The organism is Arthrospiribacter ruber, assembly GCF_019343195.1.
In the GTDB taxonomy this organism is placed as follows: Bacteria; Bacteroidota; Bacteroidia; order Cytophagales; family Cyclobacteriaceae; genus Arthrospiribacter; species Arthrospiribacter ruber.
On record NZ_RPHB01000002.1, the window covers coordinates 38,163 to 56,466 of the forward strand.

Annotated in this window: 14 protein-coding genes; 6 read left to right on the plus strand and 8 right to left on the minus strand. The window is 40.9% G+C overall.

Annotated features, from left to right (window positions below; translation table 11 throughout):
* The first annotated feature begins 8 nt into the window (after positions 1 to 8).
* A complete protein-coding gene (locus EGN73_RS03165; RefSeq protein WP_219287035.1) occupies positions 9 to 1,604 on the plus strand; it encodes a RagB/SusD family nutrient uptake outer membrane protein in 1,596 nt (531 codons plus the stop codon).
* A gap of 27 nt (positions 1,605 to 1,631) precedes the next feature.
* Complete coding sequence (locus EGN73_RS03170; protein WP_219287036.1) at positions 1,632 to 2,537, plus strand: hypothetical protein; 906 nt, start codon at positions 1,632 to 1,634, stop codon at positions 2,535 to 2,537.
* Between the two features lie 165 nt (positions 2,538 to 2,702).
* Here the strand turns inward: EGN73_RS03170 and EGN73_RS03175 are convergent, their stop codons facing one another.
* Genes EGN73_RS03175 through EGN73_RS03190 form a run of 4 tightly spaced genes read right to left on the minus strand, consistent with a single transcriptional unit; the run spans position 2,703 to position 9,043 of the window.
* Entirely contained in the window at positions 2,703 to 3,569 is an 867-nt protein-coding gene (locus tag EGN73_RS03175) for a hypothetical protein (protein WP_219287037.1), read from the minus strand.
* A 10-nt stretch (positions 3,570 to 3,579) separates the two neighbouring features.
* On the minus strand, positions 3,580 to 5,073 hold the full coding sequence (locus EGN73_RS03180) for a DUF6850 family outer membrane beta-barrel protein (protein ID WP_219287038.1): 1,494 nt from the start codon (positions 5,071 to 5,073) through the stop codon (positions 3,580 to 3,582).
* Positions 5,074 to 5,084: 11 nt separating this feature from the next.
* Positions 5,085 to 6,290: a DUF4876 domain-containing protein gene (locus EGN73_RS03185; RefSeq protein ID WP_219287039.1), complete on the minus strand. Its 1,206-nt coding sequence runs from the start codon at positions 6,288 to 6,290 to the stop codon at positions 5,085 to 5,087.
* A gap of 56 nt (positions 6,291 to 6,346) precedes the next feature.
* On the minus strand, positions 6,347 to 9,043 hold the full coding sequence (locus EGN73_RS03190) for a TonB-dependent receptor (RefSeq protein WP_219287040.1): 2,697 nt from the start codon (positions 9,041 to 9,043) through the stop codon (positions 6,347 to 6,349).
* A gap of 323 nt (positions 9,044 to 9,366) precedes the next feature.
* On the opposite strand from EGN73_RS03190, the gene EGN73_RS22800 reads away from it, so the two are divergent.
* The 4 genes from EGN73_RS22800 (at position 9,367) to EGN73_RS22645 (ending at position 12,562) form a co-directional block, all read left to right on the plus strand.
* The gene (locus tag EGN73_RS22800; protein ID WP_219287611.1) at positions 9,367 to 9,609 is read left to right on the plus strand and encodes an Ada metal-binding domain-containing protein; all 243 of its coding nucleotides are present in this window, start codon (positions 9,367 to 9,369) and stop codon (positions 9,607 to 9,609) included.
* Positions 9,534 to 9,734, plus strand: coding sequence for a methylated-DNA--[protein]-cysteine S-methyltransferase (locus tag EGN73_RS03200; protein ID WP_343207085.1), 201 nt, complete (start codon positions 9,534 to 9,536; stop codon positions 9,732 to 9,734). The genes EGN73_RS22800 and EGN73_RS03200 overlap by 76 nt, the downstream gene beginning before the upstream one ends.
* A 217-nt stretch (positions 9,735 to 9,951) precedes the next feature.
* A complete protein-coding gene (locus EGN73_RS03205) occupies positions 9,952 to 12,411 on the plus strand; it encodes an ABC transporter permease (protein ID WP_219287042.1) in 2,460 nt (819 codons plus the stop codon).
* A gap of 25 nt (positions 12,412 to 12,436) precedes the next feature.
* A complete protein-coding gene (locus tag EGN73_RS22645; protein WP_281422222.1) occupies positions 12,437 to 12,562 on the plus strand; it encodes a hypothetical protein in 126 nt (41 codons plus the stop codon).
* Positions 12,563 to 13,243: 681 nt separating this feature from the next.
* On the opposite strand, the gene EGN73_RS03210 is transcribed toward EGN73_RS22645, so the two are convergent.
* The 4 genes from EGN73_RS03210 to EGN73_RS03225 form a co-directional block, all read right to left on the minus strand.
* Positions 13,244 to 15,451 carry a TonB-dependent receptor family protein gene (locus EGN73_RS03210; RefSeq protein ID WP_219287043.1) on the minus strand — a complete coding sequence of 736 codons (2,208 nt, stop codon included), beginning with the start codon at positions 15,449 to 15,451 and terminating at the stop codon, positions 13,244 to 13,246.
* A 164-nt stretch (positions 15,452 to 15,615) separates the two neighbouring features.
* Complete coding sequence (locus tag EGN73_RS03215; RefSeq protein ID WP_219287044.1) at positions 15,616 to 16,155, minus strand: DinB family protein; 540 nt, start codon at positions 16,153 to 16,155, stop codon at positions 15,616 to 15,618.
* 113 nt (positions 16,156 to 16,268) lie between these two features.
* The gene (locus EGN73_RS03220) at positions 16,269 to 17,363 is read right to left on the minus strand and encodes a cytochrome-c peroxidase (protein ID WP_219287045.1); all 1,095 of its coding nucleotides are present in this window, start codon (positions 17,361 to 17,363) and stop codon (positions 16,269 to 16,271) included.
* Between the two features lie 14 nt (positions 17,364 to 17,377).
* Positions 17,378 to 18,223 (minus strand): MbnP family protein, encoded by an 846-nt coding sequence (locus tag EGN73_RS03225; RefSeq protein ID WP_219287046.1) that lies wholly within the window; start codon positions 18,221 to 18,223, stop codon positions 17,378 to 17,380.
* Positions 18,224 to 18,304 lie beyond the last annotated feature (81 nt).

The following is an 18,304-nucleotide window of genomic DNA, read 5'->3' on the forward strand; positions in this document are numbered from 1 at the left end:
AAAAGGACATGAAAAATATCAAAACATATATACTTGCTTTGGGGATCGGTTGTACAGCAGCTTCCTGTACAGGAGATTTTCTTGATACCGAGCCCATTACAGAATTGACAGACGAAAACTTTTACAGGACTACCAATGATGCTTACAGGGCATTGGTTGGTTGCTATGAAGGCCTTCACCAAATTTGGGCTGGTGGGGTAAGTTTCCCTGTAGCTTCAGAAGTACTATCGGACAATGCCTTTGGTGGGACGGGATCTGCAGATGGCTTTGGCTATCAGATGCTAGATGAGTTTGACCGTAACAGGTCTACCGCAGATCAAAACCTATTTCAGGATAACTGGTCCGCATATTACAGTGCTATATTCCGGATCAATTCATTCTTACAAAGAATGGATCAGATTGATTGGGAAGATGATGATGCTCTAAGGTTGCGGTACGAATCTGAAATCCGGTTTTTGAGGGCCTTCCTCTATTTTGATATGGTAAGGCTTTGGGGAAATATCCCCTTATTGACCGAACCATCTCCTGAAAATATACCACAGGCCGAACCGGAAGAGGTATATAGGGTTATTGCCGAAGACTTACAGTTTGCCGCAGAAAATCTAGAAGCCATACCGGGCACGTCCCAGCCAAGCAGTGAGTTTGGAAGGGTCACCAAATGGGCGGCAAATGCTTTGATCGGAAGGGTTTATTTGTATTATACAGGTTACTACCAACAGCCTGACCTTGCCGGAGTCATTACCGGTCAACAAGCTCTGGCCTATATGGAAGATGTGATTCAATCCGGTGGTTATGGACTGGTGGAGGAGTTTAGTCAACTTTGGCCTGCAGCCTCTTTGGAAGATTATGCCGGAGAACTTAATGAGGAGGTAATATTTTCTATCAGATACACCTATACCAGTGACTATGATGGCAATACAGATGGAAATCATTGGATGGTAATGCTTGGGATCAGAGAACAGTCATTTTTCCCTTATGGTCGGGGTTGGGGCGGAGCCACTGTTAACCCGAGACTGTACAATGCCTTCAATGAAAATGATGCGCGTAGAGAAGCCTCTATTATTGCCATTGAAGAAGAAGGTCTTCCCTTTACAAACTTTAGCAGACAGAGGGAATATACGGGATATTATACAAAAAAATATTCCCCGATGATTAATGAAGATGGCGTTGAATTGCCGGTTGATCTGGGCGCACCGAATCATATGATTGGTCAGTTTCAGGATTATTTCGTCATCCGGTATGCAGATGTGTTGCTGATGGCTGCTGAGTTGGGAAGCCCTAATGCACAAACCTATTTTGATGATGTAAGAAGGAGAGCATACGGTGAGAATTTCAGTTCACTTGCAATTACTCCAAACAGGCTATTGGAAGAACGTAGGCTTGAATTTGCGCTGGAGGGTATCCGCTATTGGGATCTATTGCGTCAAGGAGTGGACTTTGCAGCCAATGTGATCGGAGAGTCAAGCACAGTGTTGAATGCTGGATCACCTGTATCAAAAGTCATCAACCCATCCAATATCATTACTACAGAAGGGCTTCAACAAATTCCTAACAATCAGATTATTCTTTCTGATAATGTTCTTGTTCAAAACCCCGGTTGGTAAGTTTGTTAACAATTAAGTAGACTAATTATGAAACTAAGGATAAAAAAAATATTCCTGGCAGCAATTCTTCTGTTGCCTATGGCTTGTGTAGTGGACGACAACTATGAGTTAGGGAGCCTGCTCACAGCTGATCAGATAAGCTTCAGGGTTGAGCAGGATCTGACTTCGGATCCGGGAGGAAACACAGTGATCTTAATCAATGATACACCAGAGACGGTTCCTATCTGGGATTATGGGATTGGCAGATCTACCAGACAGCAAGATACTGTCCGTTTTGCATTCGCCGGAGATTATGAAATTAAGTTGTCATTTGTCACTGGGGGCGGTATCGTAGAACTGGATCCGGTTATGGTAAATGTCTCTGAAGATAACCTGAATTATGTGGATGATCCGCTTTGGACTGCACTTTCCGGTGGAGTTGGAGAGGAAAAAACATGGATACTCGATATAGACGCCAATTTTTTTGATGGACCTTTGTTTTTTTACGGAGCGGACAATGGCTATTTGCTTGAAGGAGATTCCTGGGATGGCGGAGATACGGGATGCTATGGAGAGGATTGTTGGGCATGGGAGCCTGATTATGCTGAAAATACCTGGTTGATGGACTATGGTGATTATGGTACCATGACATTCAGTCTGGATGGTGGACCCTATGTACAGGTCAACCATAACATGCTGCCCAACAGAGGTCTAGAAGAAGGTACCTATTTTTTGAATGTAGAAGACAAAACTTTAACACTCACAGATGCGGCCATTTTGCATAATTCAGGCAATGCTGACTGTGTCAACAATTGGGGAAATACGAGAATCTTCTCCCTTACCGAAAACGCCATGCAACTGGGTGTTTTGAGAAGAGACGATTGTGACGGTGCCGCTATGTTGGTATATAACTTTGTTTCACAGGATTATTTGGATAGCCTGGAAGAAGAATGATGGATAGCCAAAAGCAATAACCTGAAAATGGAATTAAAAAAACCATAAGGAATAGTTTCTTGCAGCAATAGAGGCCGATTTTGCTAAAATCGGCCTCATTTTGTTGTAGCCGGAAAGAACTTAGCAGGAAAGTACACAGAAGCCTCTATCGTTAAAAATCATAACCTAGTCAATATATTTACTGAATTTTAAAGACTTTTCTTCTATACACCTACACTCTGCGAAATTATCCCGGATAAACTGAAACAATTCCAGGAAAGAATAACCCTTATTGTCTTTCAAAAATTCATCCCGGATACGTTTATAGGTTTCAAGAACTTCCCCGGCTTTTTGCTTCAATTCCATATCACTTGTCAAAGGTTCCTGGTTTTCCGGTAATGCATAAACAAATCTCCCTGTTTCTGAACTGGCAACAGGAATCTGAAAAAAGCTTCTCTTGACAAATTCTCCTGTATTTTCTTTATGAATAGCGGCTTCAACAAAAAAATCAACAGCATGCTGAGGATAACCAAACAAATATCCATATGCACGGAATCGGTCCATTATTTCCTCAAACTCATACATCACCAATATAGCCTGGGGATCACTGGCTGCCACAATACCTCTTTTCAGGAAAAAGTCAGCGTATTTTTCAATCGTATTTTGTAAGCTGGCCTTATTATATACGAGCAACTGAAATATTCTTTCCTCACCCGATATTGCCTTAAAAGGTATGATTGCAAAGCCTATATTTTCATTTGATAATTCCTCCAGGCTTTCTTGAAGCAGCTGGATCTGAGTTGCGGCCACATCTACTTCTAAAAGGACTTTGGTAACTGTATCAATGGGAAATTTAAAATGTTCAACCGTACTAATGGGCTTGAGTCCTCCAAAAACTGTGAAAAGCCCTTCCTTTTCAAGTGTTTCCTTGGCTATGGAGTCAGCTAGCTGAAGCATTCCATGGTCTGCCTGAGCCAGGACCTGCCCAAAGGAGAAAAGAAAGACCGATAGTAAAAAGGATGACCTTCTTAAGGTTTTAAGTATAATTTTCATAGTGAACAGGCTATATTATCAAAGAAAGATTAAGTTGAAATATTGAGAATTGCTGAATATTTTGAGATTTCAGCGTGTAATCAAAACCCAATTTGACAGACTCCTTTGGTGAGCGCAGTAAAAACCAGGAGGACAACTTTGCCTCCAAATGATTACTTTGGTAAAATTGGCGGTCCGGACCGTGCATCATTTGGCTGATGCCATCTGATAGTTCCGGAAATATGCCGGGTTGAGGCATAAATACTCCCAAGCCCGGCCTTAGGAAAATACTGAAATGCTTTCTATCAATGAGGGCAAAGGAATTAGAAGCAAGCAGATACAAACTCGAAAAACTCCTGAGGCTTTCAGCTGCAAAATCCTCATCGCGCTGCTTAATAGATGCCCAGCGCAATTCCCATATGCTATTGGATCGGTAAACATTAAAAGTATGGACTCCTTCAATTCTTTGGGTACGGTACAAGAAATTGACAGCCTCAAATACAGGATCCATGCTTGTTCCGTTCAAAATTTCCCAGGAGAAATGCTGTTGATAATCCCCTTGTTCAAGTGGAATAAACAAACCCGATTCCATGGAGAATTTACCGGCCCTTGAACTTCCGGCATCCACAGGAAAAGCTATTCCATCCCTCAAATTTGCACTGAGTATCCCATTGGAAAACTGAAGGAATACCGAGGTCTTGTTGGCAAAAGTATGTCTGCCGTACAGTTGAAAAGCCGACTCTTCAATAAATTGGTTTCTTGTAAAACTCTGGAATGCATTTCTGGAAAAAGTGTTTAAGCCTCTCATAAAAATGAGGGAAAACTCCTGCACAGCAAATGCCCCTATCTGATTTTCCTCATTGCTCCTTGAAAATGTAGCGGCAGCTCCAAGCTCTGTACTTCGGTGAGGTCGAATACTTTGCCCAACCTGAACTTCATAGCGGTTTTTGTTATACAATGGTCTTGGTTCTGCATCCATTGCAAAAGTTTCCACCTGATAATTGACACGGAAGAAATTGCCCAGTTTTTCTTGCAGGTAACGGGCGGAATTTCCGGAAAGGCTGATCCTTACTTTATCTCCGGACCAGGGGGAAGTCTGCTCTTGTGCCAAAAGATAAGGATGTAGGGAAGTTTCCATACTCTGCATCAGAAAAGGCCTTACTTGCTCTAATTCTCTTGTATATTGAAAATCTCCCTGAAAAGACCAATTTCCCAGCTGCTTTCCGGATTGGGAATAAAAGTGAATGTTTCTAAAAGATTCCGGCATCAAGGAAGCCACCAGGTTTCCTTCACCACTGGAATAATTCAGAGAAGCTCTGTAAAATTCAGCCTTCTCTTGATCCATTAAAAAAGGATAAGCAGCATGCCAGAATATATCCTGACGCAGGAAATACTGTACAGGATGGAATTTCTTAGCTTGTTCATCTTGCCGCAACAGGCTATCTGCCCCCTTAGCCATCAATGAACCAGGCAAAAAACACATTCCAAATACTACAAACACATGGATGCTGCTTATCATTTTCATACCATCATATCTTAACGGTCAGCAGGAGATGGATCAGGATTAATCACAAAATCGTTTGTACTGTTATTCGTGTCCTCATAGATCATGTTACCATCTACAGTTCTGGTTTTTCTTATGATGGACTCCGCAGAATAAATATCATTGACAAAAGAAAATCCTGCATCCAAACTCACAGGAATCCTTTTAAAGCTTCCGTCAGATTCGCTTCTTAAAGCCTCTACCGCGTCTATGACCAAATTATTTGGAACTTTTACCACGGGAGGGGAATCGGGGTTTGCTCCTGGCACGGGAACCTGCTCTAAAGCATCAAAATCCTCAGTTCTCCAAATGATTGTACCAGGTCCAAATACAGGAACCAAAGAGAAGGTACTGTTAAAAGGATGGTACAGCATTTCCATATTCGTGACATTGGGTGCATCCACATCCCGTTCAGATCCTACCACAAATAGCTCAAAATCTGCTTGGCTAAGGTCTACGGGACTGTTTGGATTTGCCTCTGAGGCACGGTGATTGATTCCTTGTTGTGCTATGGTGATGGCAGAAAATGGTGCCAAAACATTCGTATTGCCATTTCCGGGAATTCTCCATGCCGTGGTGACATACACATTAGATTGATCTTCAGCGAAAGGCGTAGGAATGGTATTTGGGTTGATTTGACCGGATGGGCCATGCACATTGGACAAAATCAAACCATCCAGAATGATAGGCTCACTGGTGTTGTTGTAGATTTCAAAGAACTGGTCAAAGAAATAATTGGAGCCTTCAGGTGTCGCTGAACCTGCATAATAAACCTGACTGATCACCAGATTACCGGCAATAGATCCCTCCAAACGGATCTGTACAGGTGATGCCGCTATGGTTGGATTGAGCAATAAATTATTGTCTACATAGTTCAGGTTTATATTTATAGGGGAACCGACAATGACAGCAGCCTCTTCTTCACTCAGGACCCGGGTAGCCTGTAGCCTATAAAGCCCCGGAACTATATTTTCGATGTTCACTTCACCGTTTGCTCCTGATGTTTCCTCAATTACCTGTCCGGAAGAAAGGTTGGTCAGTGAGAAAGCAACTTCAGAAGCATTCTCTTCCAGGAAGTCTTCAGGAAACAAAATCTGAAAGGAAGCATCAAAGCGCTGAAGCCTTGGTTCGTCTTCATTATTACAGGCCATTATGATTAACAAGGCGAGCAGTGGGAGTAATCTGGTTGATGTTTTCATTTAATCGATTAATTTGTTTTAGAATTATTTAATTATTTACGCTTGGGTAATTCAAACTAAAGTCTATAGAAAACCTCTGCCCCAAAGAATAGGCTTAGGTTCCGTTGTACAAATGCTTCTGTCCTTGGGTCTTGAAATAATGGTCTATGGTTGAACAGGTTGTTGACAAAAAATGCAAAGCCCCTTCCTTGGTTAAACTCTTTGTTCATTCTGAAATTAATCAACAGTAAGGGAGGTCTGTTGACCGTTTTCAATTGTTCATCCGACAGCAAGTTTCTATATTCCATAAGCGCTTCCTGTCTGGATTCTTCCTCGGAAAGTCTCAAAATTTCTCCCCTTCGATTTAGCAAAGCCGTAGGAAATGGATCGAAACCTGTGAGCTGGTCGCTCTGCTGCCATATTACCTGTGAAAGAGTAGAAATGACTATACCTGCTTTTGGAATGTGATGGATCAATCTCAAAGAGGTATTAAGTTGCGTACCGGAGTTGCCCTGCCCTGCCTGAAAGAACGGGACAAAAGGTGAGTTAACCTGTCGAAAAATAAAATTGGGATTGACTTCTTTCCCTTCAACAAAACTTCTTGTCTGTATCAAAGCCCCGTTGAACGATAGGGAAGTGTTCAGGGATTGAATTTCGGGGAAATCCAATGCAAACTCAATTCCCTTATTTTCCAGGCCTCTATTGTTGAAAGGGGCATCGTATGCCAGGAATAAAGTGTCATACCGGACTGGCTGATCAGTGATTATAGGAGGCAGTCCATTTCTGGTTTCTACAATACCAAACACTCCCCGGTGCGCAATAAAAGGTTGGCGAACAAAGCTGGGGCCACCCTTGGTATTTTCAATAAACCCATTGACGGTATACCTGACGGCTCCCAGTTCACCGTCCAAACTCACTTCAAATTTATCAGACCTAAAACTTGTTAACCTTTCGGTTTCGGGTGTTATTTTTCTAGTGGTTACGACCAACAACCGTTCTTCGGGATTGGGAGCAAAGTAGTTGAAGTTGATCATGTCAATAAATCTGGGGCCTGGGGATAAGAAGTTCAGCCCTGGGATTTTGGAGTGAATACCATAGGCCAAGCGGATTCGGTGGTTTTGGCTAAGAGAAAAGGAGGTTTGGATCCTGGGCTGCCAATCTGTTCCGATGACTCTTTGTTCAGGGCCGGAAAGAAAGTAATGGTCAGTCCTTAGGCCAAGCTGCCAGGACCAGATATTCTGGCCAAGACGCAAATAAAAGCGATCCTCAACATAAGCGGAAAATTGATTCAATCCCGGAATTTCATCAAAGGTTCTGGGCCTATCACCGGCATTATAGTTTTGTCTTGGAGGTGTTTGCAGGTCAAACTGCCTGCCTAAGCCCGAATTTACATCATATCGGTACTCTGTACCCATCACCAACTTATGCGAAATGTCCCCAGACTTGACACTTTTAAAAAGCTCCAGCCTGTGATAGTAGTTAAAGGGGTTTCCTTCCACCGTGGTCATATTAAAATAACGGGCAGGGCCGAAGGGGACCACAGCAGTAGAGTCTACCATCAAAGTGGGCCTAGGGCCGACACTGGTAGTTATAAATTCTGTAAAAAAAGACCTTTGCCGGTTTTGGGTCAAAGAAATTGTCCCTTCCAGTCTATCGAACCAGCTTTGGTTTTGTAAAATAAAATGGCTGTTCCACCGAAGCATATAATCGGAAGATTCCCAACTGCGTTGAGAGGGATCCCTATCTGCCTGCATGGCCCTGGATGCAGTATTGATGCCAAAAGTAGCCCTGTTTCTAATGATCAGATCACCATTAAGTCCTGTCCATTGATGTCCCAGAGTTCCCTGACGGCGAACAAACCTGTTGAAGACATCCCTTGGGTCGGGTCTGGAATCCATAGCATCCAAATCAATACTGAAAGCATGGGATTTACTCCATTCAAAGCCTGCACCACCGGATACCTGAAGGGCATTGGGATTTGCCCTCAGGTTAAGGCTTGGTCTGAAAGCACCAATTCGGGTCTGCACGATCACTGCTCCTGCTGTGAAGTTTCCATGCCTTGCAGAGCCTACCCCTCTCAAAACTTCCACTGATTCTATCTGATCAGCAGGGATCTGTCTTAAATCAAAACCTTGGTTGGCAACTGATTGAAATGGAGGAGCGGTGTTGGGACTACTATTGAGAATATTTACATTGTTTTGAAGATTGGCATCATTTGACAGCGGGCTGCCGTCCATCACTATGGCAGTACCCATTTGTGCAACAGCATTACCTGCTCCATTGGTCGAAACCTGCCGTAAAAGAATCTGTTGTGGCGTATTGACATTTGGATTAATTGCTAACTGACCGGGAATCAACTGAAGTACATCTCTTAAACTATTGGGTTGAACATGTGCTATAGCATCCCTCACTATCACTGATGCCGTTGCCAACCCATGAACATTTTCCTTGGATATAACAGTAACTTCATTGAGTTCCAAGCTTCTTTCTTTAAGAACTAATGAATGATCAATGTCAGGTTCAAATACATTCAATGTGGTAACGAGACGCTCATATCCCATCATTGATATGATTATTTTTTTCTGACCATGGGAGAGCAGGGAAAAGGTTGCCTGTCCTTCAATATTGCTAATCTGAAATACCCCATCCGGCTCAATCTGTATTAAAGCACCGGTTATTGGCTCATTATTGCTATCAAAAATAGATAGCTTAAGGTCTGAAGAAGAGTTCTGTAAATTAATGCAGTGAACCAAACCAAGGATGAATAAAAGCATGAGATAATCGATAACAAAATGTATTTTTCAGTAAAGCTGACAGGTAACCATAAAGGATAGGCGAATCCATTAATAATTGTTGCTTTCATATTTCCAGAATTCAATTTATTTTCCAGGTATCTGAAAAGGGATCAAACCGAATTCTATAAATGCAACATTGTTGCAAATAAACCATCTTTTTCCCAGTTACGGAAGACTTTTTTGCATTTTTATCAAGAATATATCTTTTAGCTTGGCCACATTTTTTAGGCTCCCGACAAAAAATTGATGAATCCAGGTATCTTTAAAAAAATGCTTATCAATTTTTCGGTGGATACCCAAAGATTGAAAATGTAGAATTTCTTTTTTCAAGTAAGGACTGTTTGCTGAAGGGATACTGCCCCTGCAAAGTCTGTAAACCCTTGGAACCGGTAAAGTCTATGCCTTTGGAAATACGAAAACTTTTAAAGGAGATGGAAAGCAATCCTGACCTTAAAATAAATGATAGGGGATTACCTATAAAAAGCAGGCTGAAATGTTGGGAGACCCAATGGCTGTCCGTGCAGTGGCCAGTGCCAATGGGATGAACAGAATATCCATAATTATTCCATGTCATCGGGTCATCGGGAGTGATGGCAGGCTAACAGGCTATGGAGGAGGGATCTGGCGAAAAAAATACCTTTTGGATTTGGAGGCCGGCATGGATAAATGAACGGACTTTATTTTACAAAAATTTAAAATCCATTCAAATCTATATACTAAAACAAGCAACATCATAACCCATCAATGTTCGGTTGCGGACAAATTTGTTCGGGAGATCATGAGACATCTATGAAAAAAATAGGTTTAAGGGCATAAGAGTGTCTTTAGATTTGGCATGCATTTAGGTTTAATTATTTTCGAAAGTCCTAACCCTAGTCCGCAGTCCTATGTTGAAAAGTTACTTTAAAATTGCCTGTAGAAACCTTCTAAAACACAAGATCTTCAGTGCTATAAATTTTTTAGGCCTAACTGTCGGTGTGACTTCATTCTTGATAATTTTTCAGTATGTCAATTATGAGTTGAGTTATGACAGGTTTCATGAAAATGCAGATCGTATCTACCGGGTTCAGCATGACAGGTACTTTGATGGAGAGCTACAATATCAAAAAGCCCAGACTTTTATTCCTACAGGAGAAGCAATGATGAATGAATTTGTTGAGGTGGAAGCCTACACCACCTTATTCCGAATCAGCGCCGAATCGGATATTACCATGAGGCACAAAACAGAAAAGGGGGAATTAGTCAGCTTTTCAGAAGAGGAAGTTTACCATGCAAAAGGTGATTTTTTTAAAATATTTACCTTACCTATAATAGAAGGACAAAAAGAAATCAAAAGCATACCTGAAAAATCAGTGTTGATTTCCAAATCTGTTGCCAGCAGGTATTTTGGAGAAGAATCAGCTGTAGGGAAATTCATTAGCCATAATTATGTTGAGGACCATGAAATAATCGGAGTTTTTGAAGACTTTCCCTCCAACTCACATGTAAGTATGGATTTCATTTTTGCCTGGCAGAAAGTAACCGATGAGGCCAATGGTGGGGATGAAAACAATTGGCGCTGGGATGGATTTTACACCTACTTACTGCTGCATCCGGGATCCGATCCCGGGACATTGGAAAATAAATTTCCGGGATTGGTAGAAAAATATAAATCTGGCCAGTTAAATGAGCAAGTCAGTTCGGTACTTTCCCTTCAGCCTTTACCTGACATACATTTAAAATCCAATCTTTTAGCTGAGTTAAAACCAAACGGTGATCAAAAAATTGTCTTCACACTATTGGCTTTAGCTATTTTCGTCTTGTTGATTGCATGGATAAACTTCATAAATCTATCTACTTCAAGGTCTTTCGAGAGATTCAAAGAAATAGGTATCAGAAAAGTTATAGGTTCAGGGAAAAAAGAAATTTTCTTTCAATTTCTTCTAGAGTCCTGTCTATTGAACTTTATTTCTGTCCTTACAGCATTCTTACTGATATCCCTTTTCAATCCAATAATTAGCCCTCTTTTAGGCATTGATCTGGTAAATTCATTTCTCAACAAGGCCGGATTTTGGACCATCCTTTTGTTTATGATCATGTTGGGAGGTGTTGCCGCCAGCATTTATCCGGCACGTATAATGTCTTCCTTCAGGCCCGCAATCATACTTAAAGGCAATCAGTCCAGGGTACCCGGTAACACTTCCTCAATAATCAGGTATGGTTTGGTCGTCTTTCAGTTCGTCATATCGATATCATTGATCGGAGCCTCTTCCATGGCCTACAAGCAACTGAGTTTCATGAAAGATAAAAGTCTGGGGCTGAATATTGAAAATACTTTGGTCATCAATACAAAAGCTACTTTTGGACCTCCAGGATCGGATTCTGTATTTTTGGACAATCTGAATACCTTTAGGAATTCATTAAGAAATTATGAAAGCATAGCAGCAGTTACTGCTTCTTTTGAAATCCCTGGGAAGGAACACCAATCCATAATTCCTCATTTCAGGCATTCGAAAAACAAGGAAGAATTGGCCGCACTATACCTTACCAGGGTAGACTTCGACTTCATTCCTGCCCTATCTGTAAATCTCCTGGCAGGAAGAAACTTTATAGAAGGCAAAGACAATCAATCTACCCTGATTTTGAATATGGAGGCCATAAAAACCCTGGGCTATGAAAGTCCGGACGAAGCATTGGGCCAGGAAGTAATCTGGGGGAACCAGGCTCAGAACAAAGCAAAGATCATCGGTGTGGTAGATTTAAGGGCCACTGCCTACAAAAAAGAGAATTACCCGATAGCCTACACGCCCACCTTTTTCCCATTTAGATATGCCACCATTAAATTTGCAGAGTCCAACAATTTTACAGAAAATCAGATGATCCAAATGGCAAAAAATGCCTGGATGTCCAACTTCCCCGATATCCCTTTTGATTATTTCTTCTTGGACGAATTGTTTGAAAATCACTACAAATCGGATCATGACTTCGGTCTTGTACTTGCCCTGTTCACCGGACTGGCCATACTGGTTGCTTGTTCAGGTCTGTTCGCCATTGCTACTTTAACAGTGGAGCAGAGAACCAAAGAAGTTGGCTTAAGGAAAGTCATGGGAGCGTCTACCTCTCAGTTGTTGGTTTTACTCTCAAAGAATTTTCTGCTTTTGATTTTAATTGCAGGCTTGATCTCTGTACCTATCATCAAAACAGTATTGGAGATATGGCTCGAAAATTACCCTTACAAAGCGGCAATTTCCTGGTGGATTTACTTACTTCCTATTGGATTGATCGTATTGGTTTCGGCACTAACCATCGGTGGTAATATCCTCAAAGCATCCCTGGTCAATCCGGTAAAATTATTAAAGTATGAATAGTTAAGACTTACTAGATTCAAAGCTGTTGAAAACAGCAAAAACGGAGAATCGTCCGCTTCAACCACTTTTTATTATCGCCAGGATTGGCGATATGATCAGTGAAGAATATGAAGGAGGGGAAAAAGTCAAAGGACAAATTTCAGGAAAGTAAGGTGAAGCAGGGAATATTGATATGGTCTATCAGCATATCAATGTTGATGGGGCAATCCGCACGGGTAAATGTTGATTTAGTTCATACCTTATCAAAGATGGAACACTTCACTTAAAAGATCTCTGCCAATGAAACATTGAGACCTTTCCAGTGGTACCCAAATAAACTCCAAGGATTATTCTCATAAATATTTTTTTCTACAAACAGTCTTTTAGCATAGCTTCAGTAATTTCTATAGCTACCCGAATCAATGAGTAGCCTGAAAGGGAGACCATTCCATACCCCATGAAGAGGTGTGTATGCGTCCATGAGGATACCATCGGTGATGCCAAAAGAGAGCTGGATATATAAAGATCTATCCTACTTAGGGCGTGCTGAAAAACGCCAACAGGAGAATAAATGCTTTAAATTTTGATGAATACCCCGTTTGTCAAGTATTTTCTTTTTAAGCAGGTGCACGCTTATTCAATGATATAAATGATTTCCGTGCTCCTTAAAATTTCAAAATTCGAAATTTTAAGGCTAGTCTCAGGCATACCATCTTCTTCATTGGGCTCACTCGAAGTATAAGCATACATCTTCATTCGCCCGCTTTGAATCTGGCATACCTGAGACTTTTTCAGCAAGCCCTACTTAATCTATTTTATTTGAAGGTACAATGTGTTTCAAACAAAAATCAGCTTAGATTTTAAAATTGACGGAAACCACCAGTCCTCTTCCATCCGAAGGCCAAACACCCGCTCCAGGATACATGGTTGGTCGTTTGGTGAAGTATTGTCTGTTCAATAAATTGTTAATCCCTAATCTAAACACATACCGCTCTGATAAGGTAAAGCTACTGTTCCAATCAAAAACATGATATTCCGGTACCAAACCCAAAGCTCCGTCGGGAGAAGGAATAAGGGTATTCAAAGGATCTGCAAAGGACTCACTCACAAATTGGTGCTGAAAAAGCGATTTGAATTTACCGATTTCCAGGCTCAGTCCGCTACGGACTATCCATGCAGGTACTGATTCTATGCTGTTCCCTACAATAGAGATGTTTTCTGTTCCACTTCTTATGCTTCCTGCAACGTACTGCCCATCCATCAAAGAAGAAGCATTGAAAATGGAAAACTTTGACTTATGGCTGTTGTATAAAACACTGTTGAGCCACAATTCTATCCCATTTGTCCTACTATCTCCAATGTTACTTTTGGTGACAAAAGTCTGACCATCCACAACATCAATTAGGTTCCCAACGCGATTGCCTACGAATGTTCTGAAAAATGTCAGGTTGTATTGGAGCAGAGGATGCTTTCTATTTTCAATCCCTATTTCTGCATTGTAGCCAAAAGAATGCTCCAAGTTTTCTGCAATACGGGCAAATGGATCACCGGGAACCAAATCCTGAAAAAGTATTGGCCTATTGGCTTGTGAGACTCCTCCAAAAACCCGGAGACCATTTTCCTTAAACCATTGTCCATGTATCCCAAAAGTCAGAAAATTGTAGGGAATTTCCTGCGGAACATCTCTTCCTTCCAGATAATCAATCCTTCCCGTCATGATTGAACTTCCTTTTTCATACCTCAATCCAGGAGAAATGCTCAGGTTATCTCTTAGGTAAATTTGGTTTTCCAGTGCAAAAGCAAGGCTTTGGCTGTGCAGGGAAAGTTCCCTTTCGAAATCGCCCTGTACCGATAAATCAAATAGTGTGTTCGTACTTCCCTGCCCCCTTTGGTTCCTGTCGTTGATATTGTTGAAATACCTAATAGAAGCACTCAGGTCATTATTAAATCCCCCCAATTGGTATTGGTGCAGAAGCCTCACTTCAGAAGTTCTGCTGTTGTAATAATGTATAGCTACATTTCTTGGAGCAAATTCATTGGTTTCGGGACGGATGTCATCAATGGCTAGTGCATTACCGGGAAATTCCACAGAACTTCTAGACCCCAAAATCATGGAACTTACCCATTGGAGTTGGGTATTTGGGTTTATTGTCCAATCTACTGTCACAGCAGGCACCCATATTTCGGGGGTGTAAAAATTCCGGAACCGGGTGGACTGCCTCGGGTTTTCCTTAAACATCTGATCATTTAATGGCCCCGGAATCTGATACAGGTACGTGCTTCTGGAAAGTTCAGCTTTGATGTTCAGACCAGCATTTGCAGCATAGGCCAAAGAAAAATGCTGGGCATCTGAATCTGATCGGGCATTGTCTCTGTATCCACTGGATATCCTTTTTTGGTAGTACGCATAATATGTCCACTTCCCGGTTTTTCCTCCCAGTGAGTTGAAAGAAGAAAAAAGACCAAAAGAACCGACAGAGGTCATGTTTTCAAATCCAAACACTTTTGTTGTATCAGCCGACTTGAGCACATAATTGAGCATCCCACCAAACTGTTGTCCATATTGCAAGGCTCCTGTCCCTCTGATCAGTTCTACTCTTTCCACTGCTTCCATTGGGGTGGAATAATGGGAAGCAGGATAGCCATAAATATCTGTGTTGGTAATGATGTTGTTTTGGCGCACATTGAATTCCCAGCTTCTGTGGGCATCCAATCCTCTCAAAGAAAGGTTAACCTGATTGCCTGCCCCATCCATGTCATAGACAAAAGCTCCAGGAACTTGGGCAAAAATCTGTCTTCCGGTCTTTTCGGCAATATTGGCAGGAAGATCAACGATAGAAATCACCTCTGTTTTTCTACCGCCGATGGGCATGAGAAAAGATCGGTCAGACAGAGTTCCAACTGTGGGAAGTTCTTTAAATCCAAAAATCCCAATTTCTTTTAACTCTATTGTTTTTAGACTATCAACTTGACCGAGAGCACTGCTGATGGAAAACAAATAAACAAGAACCAACCTTGCAAAGCATTTCATCCCTTGTTCCGAACTTCTAAACACATCCATTTTATTCTCATTTTAGGATGACAATATTATTAAAATTAACTTTGGAATTCAATCATCCTGAGATTTATCATGATTATGGTAGAAAGTGTTAGTTTGAATTCACCGATAAATTTGTTGCTATCCTGACTTAACAATGATCACATCGGATTTTTAAATAGAAGCATTTACCACCCAAAATAACCTTTTGGAACAATCCCATTCATCCGAAGATATACCAAAGAGTATCCTCTGTGGTGATTGTTATGGTTTTCGACAATATTGAAAAGTCTCCAGGCAGAAATGGCTTCCTTTCCGAACTCGATCTCTTTTTCTAAGTCTTCGGAAGTCATTGATTCCAATGATTGGGTCATAAAGGCATACATGCGATCCACTTCGGCAATTGTCTCTTTCTTATTGAAATCACGATCCCTTTTGAAATCCTTGTAAGGATTTTCCAGATTGAGGCGGTTTGCCAATTGATTACAGGTAAAGATGGCGTTGTGCACATAGTGTTCCGAGAATGTCATTAATTCCGGTGTTGGTCTATAGCTGTACAGGCTATCTGGCATCTGTTCCAAAATAGCATAAGTATAAGCTTTGGATTTTTCTAATGATTCCATGATAGCAGACGCATGGTCAAAAGAAGCTGATTTTCCATCTTCCAATTTGGTTGAACAACTCCATAAGCTATGAAGTAGGCAAAGGATCAATAAGTATTTTTTCATGCAAATTTTGATTTAAAAGAGTAAAAGAAAATGACAGGTTTTATGAATTTTTGATATACACAGCCAAACCTAACAAGCAATACGCCCAAAGCTTTTCAACAAAATAAGACTAACTACTCATAAGGTTTTGAAAACTCTGGATTTTCTATAAATTCCAAATCTGTCAGTGTTTTCAAAAATGCTATGATGGCTATTTTATCATCATAAGTCAATGAAATTCCAGGCTTTGGTTGTTCACTATAAAGCATCCGGCTTGTATAAGGAGTATCCTTGATCCCATCGCTGTAGTGATCGAGCACTTGCCCCAGATTGCCAAATCGACCGTCGTGCATGTAGGGAGCAGTGATCGCAACATTTCTAAGAGAGGGTGTCTTATATGCTCCCATATCTTCATCTCTGAAGGTGATTCGATACCTTCCCAAGAATATTTTTTCATGCGATAAATCTGAAAAATCATCATCCAATCCATTGTTGTGGAATTGGTTATCTGTAAAGAGTTCCCCAGAGTGACAAGGGGAGCAATTGTTCCTGACTAATTCCAATCCTTTCAATTCTAGGCTGCTCAGTCTTACATTTTCTTCCTGTCTGAAATAACGATCATACTTGGAGCCCGCAGATACAAGTGTTTTCTGAAACAATGCCAATGCTTTAGCAACATTTTGAACTGTTGGCCCATCTTCATAGGCTTCGAAAAAGATCTCTACATAATCTGGGTTTGAGGATATTTTAGCATCCAAACCCTGTAAAGACATTCCCATTTCATCAGCATGTGTCAATGGTCCGAAAGCCTGCGATTCCAGGTTTTTTGAACCTCCATCCCAAAATAAGCCATTGTTCATCCAGACCATATTGAAAAGGGTTGGTGAGTGCCTTTCTAGCGTGTTACCTGAGACTCCGTGATTGCCCAAAGCTACACCATCAGAGAATGCCAAATGCTGTGAATGACAACTGGCGCATGATACCTTTCCATTGGCCGAAATGTTGGGGTCGTAGAACAATCTTCTACCCAGTTCCACCCCTTCTTTTGTCAAAGGATTGGATTCTTGAAATACCGGAGTAGGGAATCCCTCTGGAACCTTCATATTGATGAAAGTCGGGCCAGGCTGAGGTAGTTCTGGTTCTTCAATTTGAAAATCACAGGAGCTCAATATAGCTCCTGTGATCAAAACAAATGAAAAAAATCTCTTTGGGAAACTTTTCTCCACCATTTTCACATTTTACATTAATTACCCGAAGTAGAGGTAGCTGATTTCAATTCAAAGGAATTAAAGTAATTGTTTGTCAACTCCTCCATAAGATCTGGACTAGTGGCTCCGATGACAGTATTAACCCATGGAAGCTCGAAATCTACCACACCTTTTACATCCAAATTGACTATCACTTCAGAAGAAGTAGTAGAATTTATAGTAATCGGCTCAGCAAATTCGAATACCTTATCACCATAAAAATCATTAGATCCTGTTTCCCAATAGAAACTCTTCGACTCAGGTTCATCTTTTAGCCAAGTCATCTTTCCTGAAACCGATGTAAAAATATAGCTTGTAAACCACATCCAGTTGTCAGCAGCCATTCCATTCAAGGCATTCAATTCTCCTACTGTCAATGTCAGGTTATCATTGTATTTTGGTTCAACACCAATATGAAACTTGATGGCTTTATAATCACCTGCTGGAATATTTGCAATGTCAACTTTCTCTCTTTTGTTTGCAGGATATACTTTGTTGAAACTTCCGTCCTGGACAGGTATAGCATTGTTTTCCTCAATAAGGTAGTAAGAATTCGGAACCAAATGCTCTTCGCCGGATACATCAATGAAGCTTACGTTACTTACCCAATATCTTAACCTGGTAAATTCATATTCCAAATCAAATTCCCCTGATTCATTGTTCAGTTTATAAGGAAATGGTTTGTTCAATTCAAAATTGGCATCTCCATAGCGTGCATCAAAGGTAATGCTGACTTTCCCTTCTACAATTGCTGCTGGACCTTCAATCTCTACATATTGAGTTTCAACACATGCAGATAACAAAAGAATTATTAAGACTGAAATTAATATATTCGTTTTCATATTTTTTTGTTATTAAATTTGAAATTTTCTATTTTTCTATTGATTTATTTGGCAAAATTTATTGCCATTTTATTTTTTATT

Excerpts from the sequence above, each read along its gene's own strand:
- EGN73_RS03210 (WP_219287043.1), bottom strand. The coding sequence starts at position 15,451 with ATGGATGTGTTTAGAAGTTCGGAACAAGGGATGAAATGCTTTGCAAGG.
- EGN73_RS03165 (WP_219287035.1), top strand. The coding sequence starts at position 9 with ATGAAAAATATCAAAACATATATACTTGCTTTGGGGATCGGTTGTACA.
- EGN73_RS03175 (WP_219287037.1), bottom strand. The coding sequence starts at position 3,569 with ATGAAAATTATACTTAAAACCTTAAGAAGGTCATCCTTTTTACTATCG.
- EGN73_RS03180 (WP_219287038.1), bottom strand. The coding sequence starts at position 5,073 with ATGAAAATGATAAGCAGCATCCATGTGTTTGTAGTATTTGGAATGTGT.
- EGN73_RS03185 (WP_219287039.1), bottom strand. The coding sequence starts at position 6,290 with ATGAAAACATCAACCAGATTACTCCCACTGCTCGCCTTGTTAATCATA.
- EGN73_RS03190 (WP_219287040.1), bottom strand. The coding sequence starts at position 9,043 with ATGCTTTTATTCATCCTTGGTTTGGTTCACTGCATTAATTTACAGAAC.
- EGN73_RS03170 (WP_219287036.1), top strand. The coding sequence starts at position 1,632 with ATGAAACTAAGGATAAAAAAAATATTCCTGGCAGCAATTCTTCTGTTG.
- EGN73_RS03225 (WP_219287046.1), bottom strand. The coding sequence starts at position 18,223 with ATGAAAACGAATATATTAATTTCAGTCTTAATAATTCTTTTGTTATCT.
- EGN73_RS03215 (WP_219287044.1), bottom strand. The coding sequence starts at position 16,155 with ATGAAAAAATACTTATTGATCCTTTGCCTACTTCATAGCTTATGGAGT.
- EGN73_RS03205 (WP_219287042.1), top strand. The coding sequence starts at position 9,952 with ATGTTGAAAAGTTACTTTAAAATTGCCTGTAGAAACCTTCTAAAACAC.
- EGN73_RS03220 (WP_219287045.1), bottom strand. The coding sequence starts at position 17,363 with ATGGTGGAGAAAAGTTTCCCAAAGAGATTTTTTTCATTTGTTTTGATC.